The organism is Flavobacterium aquaticum, from assembly GCF_003259835.1.
GTDB lineage: Bacteria > Bacteroidota > Bacteroidia > Flavobacteriales > Flavobacteriaceae > Flavobacterium > Flavobacterium aquaticum.
Window position 1 is genome coordinate 67,021 of sequence record NZ_QLMI01000009.1, and the last position, 15,984, is coordinate 83,004.

Consider the following 15,984-nt stretch of genomic DNA (forward strand, 5'->3'; position numbering starts at 1 on the left):
TGGAGTGCTTTTTTATTTTAAAAACACATCATAACCAAAACGAAGCAACGCCATTCCAACCACAATCAAAAAGAAAACACGAATAAATCCGTTGCCTTTTGAAATAGCTAATCTAGCTCCTAACCACGAACCAGTAACATTACAAATTGCCATTGGAATAGCAATTGTCCAAATGATTTTTCCTTTTAACACGAATAAAGTAATGGAACCAATGTTTGTTGCCAAGTTGACTAATTTCGCATAGATATTCGCTTTTAAAAAATCGAAACCAAGAATTGCAATAAACGCCATAATTAGCAAACTTCCTGTTCCTGGACCGATGAAGCCATCGTAGAAACCTAAAAAAATTGAAATTATAATTCCGTAAATATAGGTTTGCTTTTGAGTCAGTTTATTGATTTGAAATTGTCCGAAATCTTTCTTGAAATAGGTATAAAGTAAGAGTAAAATTAAAACCACAAAAAGCAAGGGTTTCATGAAATCGTTTTGCATTACGTTGAGTAAACTCGAACCCAAATAAGCAAATGTGAAAGAAACAATTGCCATTACTATAAATAATTTCCAATTGACCTTTGCTGATTTCAAATAATGGTATGTTGCCATACTAGTTCCACTAAAACCCGGAATTTTTAATGTTCCAATGATGGAAGCAACAGGCACATTCGGCAATAAAATTAAAGCGGCAGGAGTTTGAATTAAGCCTCCGCCACCCACAATAGCATCGATAAAACCAGCTACGAAGGATGCGATGCAGAGAAAAATGATGATGTAGGTTTCCATTTTTAGTAATCAGTCACAGTGTTCAGTCACAGTAACACTGCTTACTGCGACTGAACACTGAACACTAAATTATACTCTTACAATATTAGCTCCGATAGCTCTTAATCTTTCATCGATGCGCTCGTAACCTCTGTCGATTTGTTCGATATTTTGAATGGTTGAAGTTCCTTTTGCTGTTAAAGCGGCGATTAATAAGGAAATTCCGGCTCTAATATCAGGTGAACTCATTGTAGTTGCTTTTAATTGCGATTGGAAATTATGTCCCATAACCACCGCTCTGTGCGGATCACATAACATAATTTTTGCTCCCATATCGATTAATTTATCCACGAAGAACAAACGGCTTTCAAACATTTTTTGGTGAATTAAAACATCGCCTTTTGCTTGTGTACAAACTACCAAAACAATACTTAACAAGTCAGGCGTAAATCCTGGCCATGGTGCATCCGAAACGGTTAAGATAGAACCGTCGATATCGGTTTTGATTTCATACCCATCTTTATGAGCTGGAATGTAAATGTCTTCTCCTCTTCTTTCTAATGTAATTCCAAGTTTTCTAAACACGTTTGGAATTTGTCCTAAGTTCTCCCAACTTACATTTTTAATTGTGATTTCACTTCTTGTCATAGCCGCAAGACCAATCCAAGAACCAATTTCTACCATATCAGGTAAAATTCTGTGTTCGCAACCGCCTAAACTCTCAACTCCTTCAATCGTTAATAAATTAGACCCTACTCCTGAGATTTTAGCTCCCATAGAGTTTAACATTTTACACAATTGTTGCAAGTAAGGTTCACAAGCTGCGTTATAAATCGTAGTTGTTCCTTCAGCTAAAACCGCTGCCATTACAATATTAGCAGTTCCGGTTACAGAAGCTTCGTCTAACAACATGTAAGTTCCTTGTAATCTTCCATCGATTTCCACACCGTAGAAATGGTCTTCTCTTTCGTATCTGAATTTTGCTCCAAGGTTAATAAAACCTTCAAAGTGCGTATCTAAACGACGACGTCCAATTTTATCACCTCCTGGTTTTGGAATATAACCACAACCAAAACGTGCTAATAAAGGTCCCACAATCATAATAGAACCTCTTAAACTTCCACCTTCTTTTTTGAAAGCTTCTGTTTTTAAGTAGTTTACATTTACTTCATCGGCTTGAAACGTGTAATCGCCAGGTCCATTTTTTTGAATTTTAACGCCTAAATTACCTAAAAGTGTAATCAATTTGTTAACATCAATGATATCTGGAATATTCGTTACTCTTACTTTTTCAGAAGTTAACAAAACAGGACATAACACTTGTAACGCCTCATTTTTAGCGCCTTGTGGTGTGATTTCTCCTTTTAATGCTTTTCCTCCTTCAATTTTAAATGTTCCCATGTAACTGCCTATTTTTTAAATGTATTTTTATTTTGATTGTTCTTGTTTAAATGCCCTTTTGGATTGTTGTTTTTCTTAACAATTCCTGGTTTATTAGGACCAAATTGGGTTTTATTTGAAACTTTCTTGTTCACTTTCATTAAATCGTGGGTGTTCGAAAGTTCTTCATTGGATTTGGAAAGATTTAATTTTCCTCCCGAAAGTTCTAATAAATGCTCAAAAATCACCTCATCGGTTACCGTGTCTTTGTTCCAACTCAAGTAACACTTTTTCATGTGATTCGCAATCACTAAAACTAAAGCATTTTTTAAATCACTTTCTTCCCAACTGTTTGCCACATCAATCATATATTTGATATTGTTTCCGTAAAAACGATATTTCGGGAAATTTTGAGGATATTCTAAACGATCTGGTTTCTGAGTTAAAATATCTTTTGAAGGAATAGGATAAGGCGAATCTACATCCAATTTAAAATCAGACATAATAAACAACTGATCCCACAATTTATGTTGAAAATCTAAAACGTCTCTCAAGTGCGGATTCAAAGAACCCATCACAGAAATAATATATTTTGCTGCTTTGTTTCGTTCTTCACGATCTTCAATTTCAGTAGCTTGATCGATTAATTTCTGCAAATGTCTTCCATATTCTGGAATAATCAAATGCGGACGTTCTGAATTATATTCTAAGTAACTTACTTCTTCTTGCATGTTTTTTTATAATGAAATGATGCCTTCAATATCCGAAACTTCAATGTATTTATCAATCACACTCTGAGCGCTTGCCATAGTTACACTAATAGAAACACTGGTAAATTTACCTGTTTTAGATTGTTGCGTAGTAATAACAGCTCCCATATCATTAAAAGCAGCTTCTACTTTTGCAATACTATGCACATCAGACGGCATAATAAATTTATACAAATACTCTGAAGGCCAAAGCGTTGAGTTTGTTAATTCTTCTTTTAATCTTGCGTAAAAATCTTCTGTTTTCTTATCCATCATCATTTCGTATTGGAAAAGCAAATATACTTTTTTATGTTCAGAATTGTAATGTAGTAACTTATAAATTTTTAAGTTGATTAGATTTTTAAAAAAACTTACTTTTGCGCCTTAGTATTTCCAATATGAATAAAGAAATTGTGGTTTTAATTGGTGGACCAAGCTCTGGAAAAACCACCTTAATCGATGCATTAAAAGAAAAAGGACACACTTGTTATCCTGAGGTTTCGCGCGAAGTTATTCGTGAAGCCCAAGAACAAGGTATTGAACAATTGTTCTTAGAAAAACCACTTTTATTCAGTGAATTATTGCTAGAAGGCAGAAAAAGACAATTCAAAGAAGCATTAAACGAAGAGGCAAATATCGTCTTTTTAGATCGAGGCATTCCAGATGTTTTGGCGTATATGCATTACATAGGCGATTCGTACCCTGCATTTTTTGATAAAGCCTGTCAAGACCACAAATATTCTGCAATTTTTGTTTTACCGCCTTGGAAAGAAATTTATGTTAGTGATGCCGAGCGTTATGAAAATTACGAACAAGCGGTTTTAATTCACGAACATTTGATGGAAACTTACAAAAAATACGGCTATTCAATTACGGAAGTTCCAAAAGATACGGTTGAAAATCGTGTGGATTTTATTATGAAACATCTTGTTAAATAATTTTTTTCGTAATTTAGTGTTTCTAAAAGCCAATTTACATGTCGGAAGCCTTACAAATTCTTCAAAAATACTGGAAACACGATAATTTTAGAACACCACAAGAAGAAATCATTCAATCGGTTTTAAGTGGCAATGATACGTTTGCACTTTTGCCAACTGGAGGAGGGAAATCGGTTTGTTTTCAGATTCCGGCGATGATGTTGAATGGGATTTGCTTGGTGATTTCGCCTTTAATTGCTTTAATGAAAGACCAAGTTCAGAATTTACAAAGCAAAAACATCAAAGCGATTGCTTTAACTGGTGGTGTTTCCCAAGACGACATTATTGATATTTTAGACAATTGCCAATTCGGAAATTACAAATTCTTATATCTTTCTCCCGAACGTTTACAGCACGACTGGATTGTTGAACGCTTGAAACAATTGCCCATAAATCTTATCGCTATTGATGAAGCGCATTGTGTGAGCCAATGGGGTCACGATTTTAGACCGGCGTATTTGAAAATTTCGGCTTTAAAAGAACACTTCCCTTCTACTCCATTTTTAGCATTGACAGCAACCGCAAATAAAAGAGTTCAGGAAGACATTTGTACGAATTTAGCTTTGGTTAATCCGAAAGTATTTACAAAGTCATTTACTAGAGAAAACTTAGCATATCACGTGATTAAAACCGAAGATAAGCTTTTCAAAATACAGCAGATTTTAACTAAAAATCCGCAATCTTCTATTATTTATGTTCGCAATCGAAAATCGTGTGTTGAAACTTCGCAACAGTTGAACCAATTGGGATTTACTTCAACCATTTACCACGGAGGATTACCAGCAAAAGAGAAAGAAAAAAATATGCAATCATGGTTGGAGAATAAATCGCAAGTCATGATAGCAACGAATGCCTTCGGAATGGGAATTGACAAACCCGATGTAAAAACGGTAATTCACATCCAACTTCCAGAAAACATTGAAAATTATTATCAAGAAGCTGGAAGAGCTGGACGAAATGGCGAAAAAGCCTTTGGAATCATCGTTACCAATCCTTCGGATATCACTTATACTAAAGCACAATTTATTGATGTTTTACCCGATAAAAAATTCGTGAAAGAAGTTTACATCAAACTGAACAATTTCTTCCAAATTGCTTATGGTGAAGGTTATAATGAAAGTTTTGCTTTCAATTTGAATCAGTTTTGTGCGCATTATAATTTCCCAGTAATCAAAGCATTCAATAGTTTGCAATTTTTAGACCGTCAAGGAATCATCACTTTTCAAAGCGAATCAACAGAGAAAATTAGTTTGCAATTTATCATTCCTAGTAAAGAAGTAATCCGTTACATCAGTTTACATCCATACGACGAACCTGTTATTACCACGATTTTAAGAACCTATTCTGGAATTTTTGATATTGAAACCACAATAAATCCGCATTTAGTTGCAAAAAAAGCAAACACTTCAGAAAAACATGTAGAAGAAGTAATTGATAAATTAGCGGAAAGTCAGTGTATCATTTTACACGCGAAAAACAATGATAGTTCGATAACTTTTAACGAAGCTCGCGAAGATGATTTAACGATTAATCGCGTAGCTAAATTTTTAGAACATCAAAACAAATTGAAAGAAGAGCAATTTCAGAGCGTGGTAAACTACATTACAAACGAAGATACTTGCAAAAACAAAATACTTTTGGCTTATTTTGATGAAATTACGAAGGAAGACTGTGGCATTTGTTCGTATTGTATTGCTAAAAAAAAAGTCAATCCAGTTGAAATAACGCAATCGGTCATACAATTATTAGAGAAAAGTCCGTTAAGTTCAAGAGAAATTGAAAACCAACTGCACATTTCTTCAGAAGCGACTATCTTTGCGATTCAATTATTATTAGAAAATAATCGAATCAAAATCAATTCAAACAATCAATATTACCTTATATAATGGAAAAATTAAGAATTGTATTCATGGGAACGCCCGATTTTGCTGTTGGGATTTTGGATACTATTTACAAAAACAACTATGATATTGTGGGCGTAATCACCGCTCCGGACAAACCAGCAGGTCGTGGACAAAAAGTAAGCATGAGTGCGATTAAAGAATATGCACTAGAAAAAAACCTACGTTTATTACAACCTACCAATTTAAAATCAGAAGATTTCTTAACCGAATTAAAAAGTTTGGATGCCAATTTACAAGTAGTCGTAGCCTTTAGAATGTTGCCTGAAGTCGTTTGGAAAATGCCAAAATTAGGAACATTCAACTTACATGCTTCTTTGTTACCAGAATATCGTGGTGCTGCTCCTATTAATTGGGCTATCATTAATGGTGAAACTAAAACAGGAGTTACATCCTTCTTTATCGATGATAAAATTGATACCGGAGCGATGATTTTGAGTAAAGAAACTGAAATTGGCGCGAACGAAACTGCCGGTGAGTTACATGACCGTTTGATGCATTTAGGAAGTGAGACGGTTTTAGAAACACTTCAATTAATTGAATCTGGAAAAGCCATTACAACTTTACAAGAAAACAATCCGGATGTTAAAACGGCTTACAAGCTAAATAAAGAGAATTGCAAAATTGATTGGACCCAATCAGGAGAGACGATTTTTAATTTAATAAGAGGTTTATCTCCTTATCCTGCGGCTTGGACTTATATTAAAGACGGCGAAAACGAATGGAATGTAAAAATCTATTTAGCAAGTTTTGAAGAAAAAGCACATTCGGAAACTATCGGAAAGATTACAACTACTAAAAAAGAGATATTTATTACTACAAAAGATGGCTTTTTAAAAATTGAAAGTTTACAATTTCCAGGAAAGAAAAGAATGTTAGCACATGAATTATTAAACGGAATTTCGTTTTCTGAAAATGCAATAGCGCTCTAAGCCCTGAAAACACTATATTTAAGCCTAAAATTTGAAAAAACAAACAATGTTATTAACATTTAATCTAATTTATTAACATTTTAGTCGAAAATTAGCACGAATACTTGCACAGCTCAATAATACCGCTAAATTTGTGATAAATAATTAAGTTTAACCAATTATAAATAACTTTAATCATGAACAAATCAGAATTAATCGATGCAATGGCAGCTTCTGCTGGTATTACAAAAGCAGCTGCTAAATTAGCTTTAGAATCATTTTTAAGCAATGTTGAAGGAACTTTAAACAAAGGTGGAAGAGTATCTTTAGTAGGTTTCGGATCTTGGTCAGTATCTAAAAGAGCTGCAAGAGATGGTAGAAATCCACAAACTGGTAAAACTATCAAAATTGCTGCTAAAAACGTAGTAAAATTCAAAGCTGGTGCTGAATTAGAAGGAGCAGTAAACAAAAAATAATTTTGTTACATAAAATAAGAGAGTCCTGATGTAAATCGGGACTTTTTTTTTGCATTTCGTCGAGAATATTTTGAATTTATGATTTTTTTTTGATAACTTTAATTAATTAACTACAGAAATATGATATCAACTTTACCCAAAAAAGGCCATCTGCTAATTGCGGAACCTTCGATTTTAGGCGATGTTTCTTTTAATCGCTCTGTGGTCCTATTAGCAGAACATAACGATGAAGGTTCGATTGGGTTTATTCTAAATAAACCATTGAACTACACAATCAATGATTTGATTCCTGAAATTGGAGCTTCTTTTAAAATATATAATGGTGGACCTGTTGAACAGGACAATCTGTATTTCATCCACAATATTCCAGATATTATTCCAAATAGCGTTGAAATCTCTAACGGAATTTATTGGGGTGGCGACTTTGAAACCACTAAACAATTAATAAACGAAGGTAAGATCACCAAAAATCATATTCGTTTTTTCTTGGGTTATAGTGGTTGGAGTGTAAACCAACTAGAAATGGAGATGCAAGAAAATTCGTGGATTGTTGCCGAAAATACACTCAAAAACAAACTACTCTCAAAAGCAAGCACTTTGTTTTGGAAAGAAAAGATAATTGAGCAAGGTGGCGAATACGTATTATTTTCAAACGCACCAGAAAATCCTATGCTTAACTAAGTCGAATTTTAGCATTCAATCTTTTTAATACATCTGAAGCAAATTCTGTTGTGTATTCTTTTTTACGGTATTTGGTAATCGGTTGAATTCCTGAAATCACATTGGTTAAGAATAATTCGTCTGCTTTTTGTAAATCGAAAGGAGAAATTGAAGTTTCTTTGACTTCGATTCCTTCTACTTTTTTCAAAATTTCTAGTACTTGTTTGCGCATGATTCCGTTTAAACAACCATCTGAAACGGGTGGTGTAATCACCAAATTACCTGTTTTCATGAAGATATTACTTTGTAATGCTTCCACTACATTCTTTTCATCATTTAATACCAAGCAATTGTCATAACCATTTTCATCGGCAAAAATACTTCCAGTAATTTGAAGCATTTTATTATTAGTTTTTAAAGTTGAAAGTAATTGTTTTGAAACATAGAAATCTTTGTATAACTCTACTTCGTAGTGCTCTTTTCCAAAAAAATATAATTCTGAATTTAATGGCGAAGCTGACACAATAAATTGTACATTTCTAGATTTTGGCAAATAAAATCCTTCCGAATCTCTGTAAACAGAAAAACGAACACGATACGAATTAGAATCTGAAAATGTAGCAATTAAATTTAAAATTTGAGATTCAAAAAATTCCATAGTAAAATTCATAGGAATTTCCATTCGGCAAATACGCATAGAAGCCATCAATCTAAAGTAATGATCTTCAAGAAATAACACTTTGTTATCCAATACTTTTATTGTCTCAAAAATACTATCTCCAAATAAAAAACCTCTATTATTTTCAATCGAAATTGAACTATTTTCTTGAATATTTCCGTTAAAATTTACCATAAAAAATCCCGACTTTTAAATCGGGACAAATATAACTTTTAAAATTGAGTTTTAAACAGAACCCAATACATGTTTTAAATCGGAAATTTGATTTTCCCATAATAACTTAGATTCATCTAATTCATCGGCATGAGCAAAATCAGAAATAACGATAGAAACATCTTTAGTAATTTCATCTTCTAAAATTTTCATTTCAAAAAAGTAGTCCGTTTCAGTACCATCTTCTTCTAACCATTTAAACTTAATACGCTCACCTGATTTTTTAGAAGCTAATTTTGCCTTCTCTTCAGAATCATCCCAAATGAAAGTAAAAAACTCACCTCTAGAATTCACATTATCAGCAAACCATTCAGATAATCCAGACGGCGTAGAAATATATTGATACAGTAGTTGTGGTGAAGATTGAATAGGAAATTCTAATTCATATTTTACTTTTACACTCATAGCTTATTTTTATTTTTCAGTTTGGAAATATATATAGAATTAATCGAATAAACAAAAAAAATATTTTAATTTATTTTAGTCAAAAAATATTTGCAAACAAAAGAATTAGTTTTATATTTGCACCCGCATTCAGCAAGGATGTAAGACCAACATTTGGCGAGGTAGCTCAGTTGGTTAGAGCGCAGGATTCATAACCCTGAGGTCACGGGTTCAACTCCCGTCTTCGCTACGAAAAGTAAAACCCTAAACAGCAATTGTTTAGGGTTTTTTTATTGTTTTTTTTAAAGAATTTCAAACAAAAATGAAATTTAAAAAAAATATTTTTTTAACTATTTTATCTCGATTTATTTACTAATTTTAGATTATTCTAAAAAACACTCTTAAAATAGTTATAATTTACATGAAAAAAAACAGCTTAATTTTACTTCTGCTCTTCCTTAGTATTACTCTATTTTCACAAACCAATCAGCAACTAAGCTTAGAACAAGAAATTGATAAGCTTGAATTGGATTTTTATAAAGAAGGTGTAGAAAACTTAAAAAACTTAGATAAGAGATCACTAAGCCTTTACGAACAGAGTAAAAAAGAAAATTACAAAAGAGGAATGATAATTTCTTCAAAAATTTACACAGTTATAATGTTTAATAGCGGAAACTTGGATGAAGCATCTAAGTTCATTACCGAAGGAATTGAATTATCAAAAGAAGAAAAAGATTACAAAAGTCATGCCTCTTTTTTATCTACTAAAGCTAAAATATATCAGCATTCTGGAATTATAGACAAAACTAAGTCTACAGTTTATGAAGGTTTAAAAATTGCAGATAAAATTGAAGATAAAGATGATCGACACACATCAAAAGCGTATCTATATGTAGTCTTTTTAACATATGGAATTGCAGAAAGTTTCCCAAAAGATTCGGTATTTTACTTTAGAGAACAAATGTTAAAAGAAGCAAAACAAATTTCAAAAAAAAGTCTATCCAGAAATAACACTTTAGCTTATGCAGAATTAATTTTTGCTCAGGAGTACATGTATGGTTTATATGAAGATCACAAAGTTGCAATTACACATTTAAAATTTGCTGAAGAATTAGCGCTTAAATCAAAAAGCAATACAATTAAAGCCATGATTTACAAAGATTTAGGAAAAGTACACAACTTTATCAGTGAATTCAAATTGTCAGCAAAATACTATGAAGAAGCAATTAAATATGCAAAAGCATCAGGAAATAAAATATTTTTAAACATAATAAATAATGAATATGGAGAATTATTATTAAAACTTGGCAAAGAAGAAAAAGCAAGTAAATTATTAGTTAACTCCATCAGTAATTCTATTGAAATTGACAAATCTAAAGGAAAGGCTTTAGAAAATATTCTAAAAGATGAAACTCAATTAAAAAAAGAAGAAACCAAACATTTTTCCAAATATTATTATATAATCATTTTCTCGATTCTTAGTTTAGGGATTATCTTTATCTATTATTGGAAAAAATCCAAAAAAAATAAATTTATTGATGATAAAAACAATTATGAAATATTAGACTTAAAAAATGATTATGAAGTAGTGAATAGTAATACAAATTCGAAAGATGCTCCCTCAATTGAAGCCATTTTAGAACTAAAAAGTATTGCAGAAAAAGACAACAAGTTATTTTTAGAAAGGTTTAAAGATGTTTTTTCAGATCATATAAACAAATTAACAAGTACTTATCCTGAGTTAACTTTAAGCGATATTGAAATTTTAGCTTACTTTAGATTGAATTATACAGCTAAAGATATTGCTCGATTTACGAATTCAAGTGTTAGATCTATAGAATCAAAAAAATATAGAGTTAGAAAAAAACTCAACTTAGATAGCGAACAAGATTTATACTCTTGGTTGCTAAACTTTTAATTTTTCCTGTTCCAAATATAAAAATCCAGTTTAAAAAACTGGATTTTTTTTTACTAATACTTTTATAAAGCTCAGAAAAGCAATTAGCTACTACTCATTACTACTCAATTATTTACAAATACAACAACAAGCTAATGATTATCAGTGATTTATAAAAATTTTAATCTCGAGTAAAATTGCGTATTTCAATTTACATTTTTAAATAATCAATCGATATAAATTGCACCTGTTGTAGAATTAGTTCTATTTATAGCGATTAATTAGTTCTACAAATATTTAGTTAAAGCTGTATTATTTTTGTTAACAAAGAAAATTCCTACTAAAAAAACAAGCTTTAATTTTTCATTATAAAAACCAGTTTTGAAATTAAACAAAACATAAAAAGCAATAAAGTTGATTAGAAACATTTTACATTATTTAGATTTAAACTTAAACATTTTAAGAAAGCGAAAATTAGTACAAGTCTTTTTACTTCTAACTTCAATTTTCACTTTATTAATATTGGTTGTTCTTTTATATAATGAATTCATTAATGAAAATAAACTTCAAAAATATAAAGAGAACTTAGATAATTCATCTGCATTATTTAAACAAAAAGAAATCATTAAAGATGATTATGCTACCATTCACAAAAATTTACAAGATTTTTTAAATTCAAAAGATACTACCTATTTAGCAGCGTATTATCAATCTTTAGAAAATCTAAACAATAATGTTAACATATTATTGGGTACGGTTTCTAAAAATGAATCCTTAACTGCTTATTTAAATCAAGAAAAAATTAATCTCATTAAAATAAATGAAGAAAAACAATTGCTGGATTCACTAATTTCTGTTCAAAAAAATCCCAAAAACAAAATCGATTTTCCTCCGATAAATTTCAATTCATTTGACTACAAGGATATTTTAAATAGTGTTCAAGTAGAATCTTATATGTTGGTAGATAGTGTTGAACGAAAAGGCCTATTTAGTAGAATTGGCGATGCATTTTCTGGCAAAGTAGATGTTCAAAAAGAAAAATTGAATGTTACTATAACCATGAAGTATGGAAAAAATATCACTACTGGAAACATCGAAGAACAATTAGCAAATGCATTTAAAAGAACAAATAGTTTTTATTACAATGAATTCGGACAATTAAGAAAAAAATTAAACACAACCGAAAGTTTTGCAGAAAACAATTACGCTATTCTTATGCATAGTGAATTCATTATTAATAGTATAAATAAAGCGCTAACTCTATTTGACAAAACAAGCAGACAGAACTTTGATAACCAATTCAAAACCAATAGTTCTATTAGACGCTATACCATTTTTGGCTTACTATTCATATTATTTATAATCTCAGGAATATTAATTCTATTAACATACTTGGCATTTAACTACGAAAATAGACTACTTGATTCTAAAGAAAAATTACGCCAAAACTTGAATTTTAAAAATAGAATTGTAGGAATGATTAGCCATGAGATTCGTTCTCCTTTAAACATTCTTTCTATGTACCTGAAATCCATTTTTAATAATACGAATGATCCTTCTTTAAAAGAGTCTGTGCAATCTATTCAGTATACAACAAATTCAATGTCGTTAATGGTTAACCAAATTTTGGAATTTTCTAAAAATGAAAATAAAAAACTAATTCTTAATAAGGAGCAATTTAATTTAAAACAAAATATTGAAGAGACTCTAAAAAATCTCAATTATCTAGTAGAAAGCAATCAAAACCAACTACTTATTCAAAGCAATATTACAAATGATTGTTTTGTTAATTCAGATAAAATTAAACTACAACAATTACTCTACAATTTAGTTGGTAACGCCAATAAATTTACATCTAACGGAGAAATAAAAGTGGGACTTTACATTGTTAATGAATTTTCAAAGAAAATAAACCTCCTATTAACAGTGGAAGATAGTGGAATAGGGATTTCTCAAGAAGATTTAAACTATGTTTTTGAAGATTATTATCAAGGAACCATTTCAGACAAAGTTAATAACCTCGGCATTGGATTAGGACTTAATCTATGCAAAGAAATTGTAGAACTATTTGAAGGCGATATCAACATCTCAAGTAAAATAAATCAAGGAACAAAAGTAGAATGTAGTTTATTTTTTGAAGCAAATTAATCATGGAAGAACAATGCGAATTTAATTTTATCGTTGCCGACGATCATACAATTGTACGTCAAGGCGTAACTTTTATTTTAAAAGAAATTCACAAGAATTCTTGTGTTTATCAATTGGCAAATTTTTCTGAAATTATTAAAAGACTAAATACAACCCCTATAGATTTATTGGTATTAGATATTAGTTTTCCTGATGGTACAAGTTTAAATATAATTCCAACAATAAAAAAAATACAACCTAATATCAAAATTTTAATTTTCTCAGCCTTTGATGAAAATATATATGCCATTCGATATTTAAATGCAGGAGCAAGTGGCTACTTAAGCAAACTAAGTAATGAAGACGAAATTAAACTTGCCATAAAATCAGTGTTAAATAGCGGAAAATATATTAGTAAGAATATTCAGGAGAAAATTATGGATACATACATTTTTAAAAAACCTAAAAATCCGTTAGAACAACTTTCAAATAGAGAAATTGAAATTGCAAAACTATTGGTTGAAGGTTTTTCAAATATTGATATATGTAATACATTAAATATTCAAAAATCAACGGTAAGCACTTATAAGAATAGAATTTTTGAAAAATTAGATGTTGACAATTTATCCAGTTTAATACAAATTTTCAACTTTTATAAAGACAAAAAAGAATAAATTATTTGTAGAACTTGTTCTATAAGTTTACAAAAACCTGTTCTACAAATAGTTATACCACTACCCTATAAATTTGTCGTATCTCATTTAAAACAAACTATTTAAAGAAATTTTAATACGAATTTAAACCCGATTATATGAAAAGTAAGATTACTAACCCAAAAACAAATTTTACTTTCAAAACACTTCCATGTTTTGAAATGAAAAATTTAAAGTGGATGATGTTGATGCTTTCCTTGTTTTTCAGTGCGATTTCAAATGCGCAATTATATGGAGATTTCCCATATAATGAGTCATTTACTTCTGGAATTCAACCAGCTGATGTTTCCTTGCTAACCCCACAAGGAGGAACAACAAATGCAGCAACATTTACACCACAAGGAGTACAATTAACCCCTGCTCTAAACAGTCAGTTTGGAGCCATTTATGTTGCCACAAAACAATTTACCTCTTCAAATGGTATTAAAATTGAATTTGAATATGGTATGTACGGCGGAAGTGGCGCAGATGGAATTTGCATGTTTTTATTTGATGCCTCAGTAGGAACCCCAGTAATTGGAGCTAGTGGTGGAGCACTGGGTTATGGCTATAACAGAGCTAGGGATCCTTTTACTTTTGCAAGACAAACTGGACTTACTGGTGCATATTTAGGAATTGGACTTGATGGCTTTACCAACTTTAAAAGAAGTGTATTTGAAGCTACTTCAAGATATAATGGTGTGCCAAATGCAACATTCACACAAGCTCATAGTCACGTTACTCTACGTGGTAAAAAGGGAGACATTATAAATGCAGGCATTGGTCTTGGTGATGGTTACACAGGTTATCCTACCCTTGCAACTCAAACAACTTTTGCAACAGCAATAGGCTCTGCAACAATTGACCCTGCAACAGGAGCTTATATTACTGGTGGAGGTCTAGCAGATAATTTCAATTTAAGAACTTCTACACTATCTTGGGATCCAAATAATCCCGATTACAGAAAATGTTATGTAGAATTAATTCCTCATCCAATAAATGGATATTTTGTAACAGTTAGAATTCAACATGGAACAATAATTTCAACCGTAATAAATAATTATTGGTATCAAACATCTTATAATTATGTTGAAAATGCAAACCCTGCAGTAACAGATTTTGAAGTTTCAAATTTGCAAGGTGCTAATACTACTCATACATTAAACACTACTCCTCCATCAGCATTCAAAATTGGTTTTGGAGCATCTACCGGAGGATTAAATGATGTACATTTAATTAGAAATTTAAAAGTAACAATTCCTTATGCTGCAGAAGGCTTACCAGATGCTTTAACTTATTGTTCAAATGGAGGAAATATTATAACTATTAACCCTCTTTTAAATGATGTAGCTTATGATGGTCCAATTTCAGGTCCACCAACGGCTTCTTCAGCAAACATAAATCCAAATTCTTTTCAATTTCTAGATACTCTAGGAAATCCACAAGGACAAAATTACTTCATTGCAGGTGTAGGAACTTGGGTATATAATCCTTTAACTTCATTAGTGAATTTCACTCCTGTTGCAGGTTATAATGGCGTTGCAACAGTCAACTACAACATTAAAGGATTAACAGCTCCTTATAATGATGAAGCATATAGAAGTGACCCTATAACAATAACTGCTTCTCCTATTCTTTGTTCTTCTGATGTTATTACAACAAAAACAAATGGTCAAACGCAATACATTCCAGGCACAACAGTTTCATATACTATAACTGTAACAAACAATGGTCCTGGCGACGCAGTAAATGTTAACGTTGTGGATACAGCACCTACTGGAACTTCAATAACTTCTTGGAGCGCAACAAATGGAACTTCAGGAACTGGTAATATTAACGAAATAATTGCTTCAATTGCTAATGGAGCAACTGTTACCTATACAGTTAATGTAGCCGTGCCTTCAAATTATACTGGTAATTTAACCAATACGGTTGCTGTAACTACAAATTCTCCAGATCCAGATCCAACTTGCTCTAATTGTTCCGATACAGATACTCAATCATCGGTAGCTGATTTATCTATCACGAAAGTAGTGGACAACGCAACACCTAATGTAGGTGATACTGTAACATTTACTATAACAGCTACTAATAACGGACCAAGTGATGCTACTGGAGTTATCGTTACTGAGAACATTCCTAGTGGATATACTGTGGTATCAGTAACTCCAAGTGTAGG

15 protein-coding genes and 1 tRNA gene are annotated in these 15,984 nt (G+C 31.3%); 10 read left to right on the plus strand and 6 right to left on the minus strand.

Annotated elements, in window-relative coordinates:
• Positions 1-12 precede the first annotated feature (12 nt).
• The 4 genes from B0I03_RS12555 to B0I03_RS12570 all read right to left on the minus strand — a co-directional run bounded on the left by B0I03_RS12555 (position 13) and on the right by B0I03_RS12570 (position 3,161).
• The gene (locus B0I03_RS12555; protein ID WP_111567784.1) at positions 13-780 is read right to left on the minus strand and encodes a sulfite exporter TauE/SafE family protein; all 768 of its coding nucleotides are present in this window, start codon (positions 778-780) and stop codon (positions 13-15) included.
• A 69-nt stretch (positions 781-849) separates the two neighbouring features.
• Positions 850-2,160, minus strand: a complete 1,311-nt coding sequence (gene murA, locus B0I03_RS12560; RefSeq protein ID WP_111567785.1) for a UDP-N-acetylglucosamine 1-carboxyvinyltransferase — start codon at positions 2,158-2,160, stop codon at positions 850-852.
• Positions 2,161-2,168: 8 nt separating this feature from the next.
• Positions 2,169-2,870 carry a DUF4290 domain-containing protein gene (locus B0I03_RS12565; RefSeq protein WP_111567786.1) on the minus strand — a complete coding sequence of 234 codons (702 nt, stop codon included), beginning with the start codon at positions 2,868-2,870 and terminating at the stop codon, positions 2,169-2,171.
• 6 nt (positions 2,871-2,876) lie between these two features.
• The gene (locus B0I03_RS12570; RefSeq protein ID WP_111567787.1) at positions 2,877-3,161 is read right to left on the minus strand and encodes a DUF493 family protein; all 285 of its coding nucleotides are present in this window, start codon (positions 3,159-3,161) and stop codon (positions 2,877-2,879) included.
• 125 nt (positions 3,162-3,286) lie between these two features.
• Between B0I03_RS12570 and B0I03_RS12575 the strand changes: the two genes are divergently transcribed.
• The 5 genes from B0I03_RS12575 (at position 3,287) to B0I03_RS12595 (ending at position 7,834) form a co-directional block, all read left to right on the plus strand.
• Positions 3,287-3,826 carry an AAA family ATPase gene (locus B0I03_RS12575; RefSeq protein ID WP_111567788.1) on the plus strand — a complete coding sequence of 180 codons (540 nt, stop codon included), beginning with the start codon at positions 3,287-3,289 and terminating at the stop codon, positions 3,824-3,826.
• Positions 3,827-3,864: 38 nt separating this feature from the next.
• Complete coding sequence (locus B0I03_RS12580) at positions 3,865-5,751, plus strand: RecQ family ATP-dependent DNA helicase (protein WP_111567789.1); 1,887 nt, start codon at positions 3,865-3,867, stop codon at positions 5,749-5,751.
• Positions 5,751-6,698, plus strand: a complete 948-nt coding sequence (gene fmt, locus B0I03_RS12585) for a methionyl-tRNA formyltransferase (protein WP_111567790.1) — start codon at positions 5,751-5,753, stop codon at positions 6,696-6,698. The genes B0I03_RS12580 and fmt overlap by 1 nt, the downstream gene beginning before the upstream one ends.
• A 176-nt stretch (positions 6,699-6,874) precedes the next feature.
• Positions 6,875-7,153 carry an HU family DNA-binding protein gene (locus B0I03_RS12590; RefSeq protein ID WP_111567791.1) on the plus strand — a complete coding sequence of 93 codons (279 nt, stop codon included), beginning with the start codon at positions 6,875-6,877 and terminating at the stop codon, positions 7,151-7,153.
• 120 nt (positions 7,154-7,273) lie between these two features.
• On the plus strand, positions 7,274-7,834 hold the full coding sequence (locus B0I03_RS12595) for a YqgE/AlgH family protein (protein WP_111567792.1): 561 nt from the start codon (positions 7,274-7,276) through the stop codon (positions 7,832-7,834).
• Here the strand turns inward: B0I03_RS12595 and B0I03_RS12600 are convergent.
• Both B0I03_RS12600 and B0I03_RS12605 read right to left on the minus strand, forming a co-directional pair.
• On the minus strand, positions 7,827-8,666 hold the full coding sequence (locus B0I03_RS12600; RefSeq protein WP_111567793.1) for an aminotransferase class IV: 840 nt from the start codon (positions 8,664-8,666) through the stop codon (positions 7,827-7,829). The two genes, B0I03_RS12595 and B0I03_RS12600, sit on opposite strands and share 8 nt — an antisense overlap.
• A 51-nt stretch (positions 8,667-8,717) precedes the next feature.
• A complete protein-coding gene (locus tag B0I03_RS12605; protein WP_111567794.1) occupies positions 8,718-9,110 on the minus strand; it encodes an START-like domain-containing protein in 393 nt (130 codons plus the stop codon).
• A 155-nt stretch (positions 9,111-9,265) separates the two neighbouring features.
• On the opposite strand from B0I03_RS12605, the gene B0I03_RS12610 reads away from it, so the two are divergent.
• The 5 genes from B0I03_RS12610 to B0I03_RS12630 all read left to right on the plus strand — a co-directional run.
• Positions 9,266-9,339, plus strand: a tRNA-Met gene (locus B0I03_RS12610).
• Positions 9,340-9,510: 171 nt separating this feature from the next.
• Positions 9,511-11,007, plus strand: a complete 1,497-nt coding sequence (locus B0I03_RS12615) for a helix-turn-helix transcriptional regulator (RefSeq protein ID WP_111567795.1) — start codon at positions 9,511-9,513, stop codon at positions 11,005-11,007.
• Between the two features lie 393 nt (positions 11,008-11,400).
• On the plus strand, positions 11,401-13,134 hold the full coding sequence (locus B0I03_RS12620; RefSeq protein WP_111567796.1) for a sensor histidine kinase: 1,734 nt from the start codon (positions 11,401-11,403) through the stop codon (positions 13,132-13,134).
• 2 nt (positions 13,135-13,136) lie between these two features.
• Complete coding sequence (locus tag B0I03_RS12625) at positions 13,137-13,787, plus strand: response regulator transcription factor (RefSeq protein ID WP_111567797.1); 651 nt, start codon at positions 13,137-13,139, stop codon at positions 13,785-13,787.
• A gap of 137 nt (positions 13,788-13,924) precedes the next feature.
• The coding region (locus tag B0I03_RS12630) for a DUF11 domain-containing protein (protein WP_111567798.1) at positions 13,925-15,984 on the plus strand (2,060 nt) is incomplete at its 3' end.

Coding starts and splice junctions, on each gene's coding strand:
- B0I03_RS12605 (WP_111567794.1), bottom strand. CDS start 9,110: ATGAGTGTAAAAGTAAAATATGAATTAGAATTTCCTATTCAATCTTCA.
- B0I03_RS12580 (WP_111567789.1), top strand. CDS start 3,865: ATGTCGGAAGCCTTACAAATTCTTCAAAAATACTGGAAACACGATAAT.
- B0I03_RS12555 (WP_111567784.1), bottom strand. CDS start 780: ATGGAAACCTACATCATCATTTTTCTCTGCATCGCATCCTTCGTAGCT.
- B0I03_RS12625 (WP_111567797.1), top strand. CDS start 13,137: ATGGAAGAACAATGCGAATTTAATTTTATCGTTGCCGACGATCATACA.
- B0I03_RS12600 (WP_111567793.1), bottom strand. CDS start 8,666: ATGGTAAATTTTAACGGAAATATTCAAGAAAATAGTTCAATTTCGATT.
- fmt (WP_111567790.1), top strand. CDS start 5,751: ATGGAAAAATTAAGAATTGTATTCATGGGAACGCCCGATTTTGCTGTT.
- murA (WP_111567785.1), bottom strand. CDS start 2,160: ATGGGAACATTTAAAATTGAAGGAGGAAAAGCATTAAAAGGAGAAATC.
- B0I03_RS12595 (WP_111567792.1), top strand. CDS start 7,274: ATGATATCAACTTTACCCAAAAAAGGCCATCTGCTAATTGCGGAACCT.
- B0I03_RS12570 (WP_111567787.1), bottom strand. CDS start 3,161: ATGGATAAGAAAACAGAAGATTTTTACGCAAGATTAAAAGAAGAATTA.
- B0I03_RS12565 (WP_111567786.1), bottom strand. CDS start 2,870: ATGCAAGAAGAAGTAAGTTACTTAGAATATAATTCAGAACGTCCGCAT.
- B0I03_RS12575 (WP_111567788.1), top strand. CDS start 3,287: ATGAATAAAGAAATTGTGGTTTTAATTGGTGGACCAAGCTCTGGAAAA.
- B0I03_RS12615 (WP_111567795.1), top strand. CDS start 9,511: ATGAAAAAAAACAGCTTAATTTTACTTCTGCTCTTCCTTAGTATTACT.
- B0I03_RS12590 (WP_111567791.1), top strand. CDS start 6,875: ATGAACAAATCAGAATTAATCGATGCAATGGCAGCTTCTGCTGGTATT.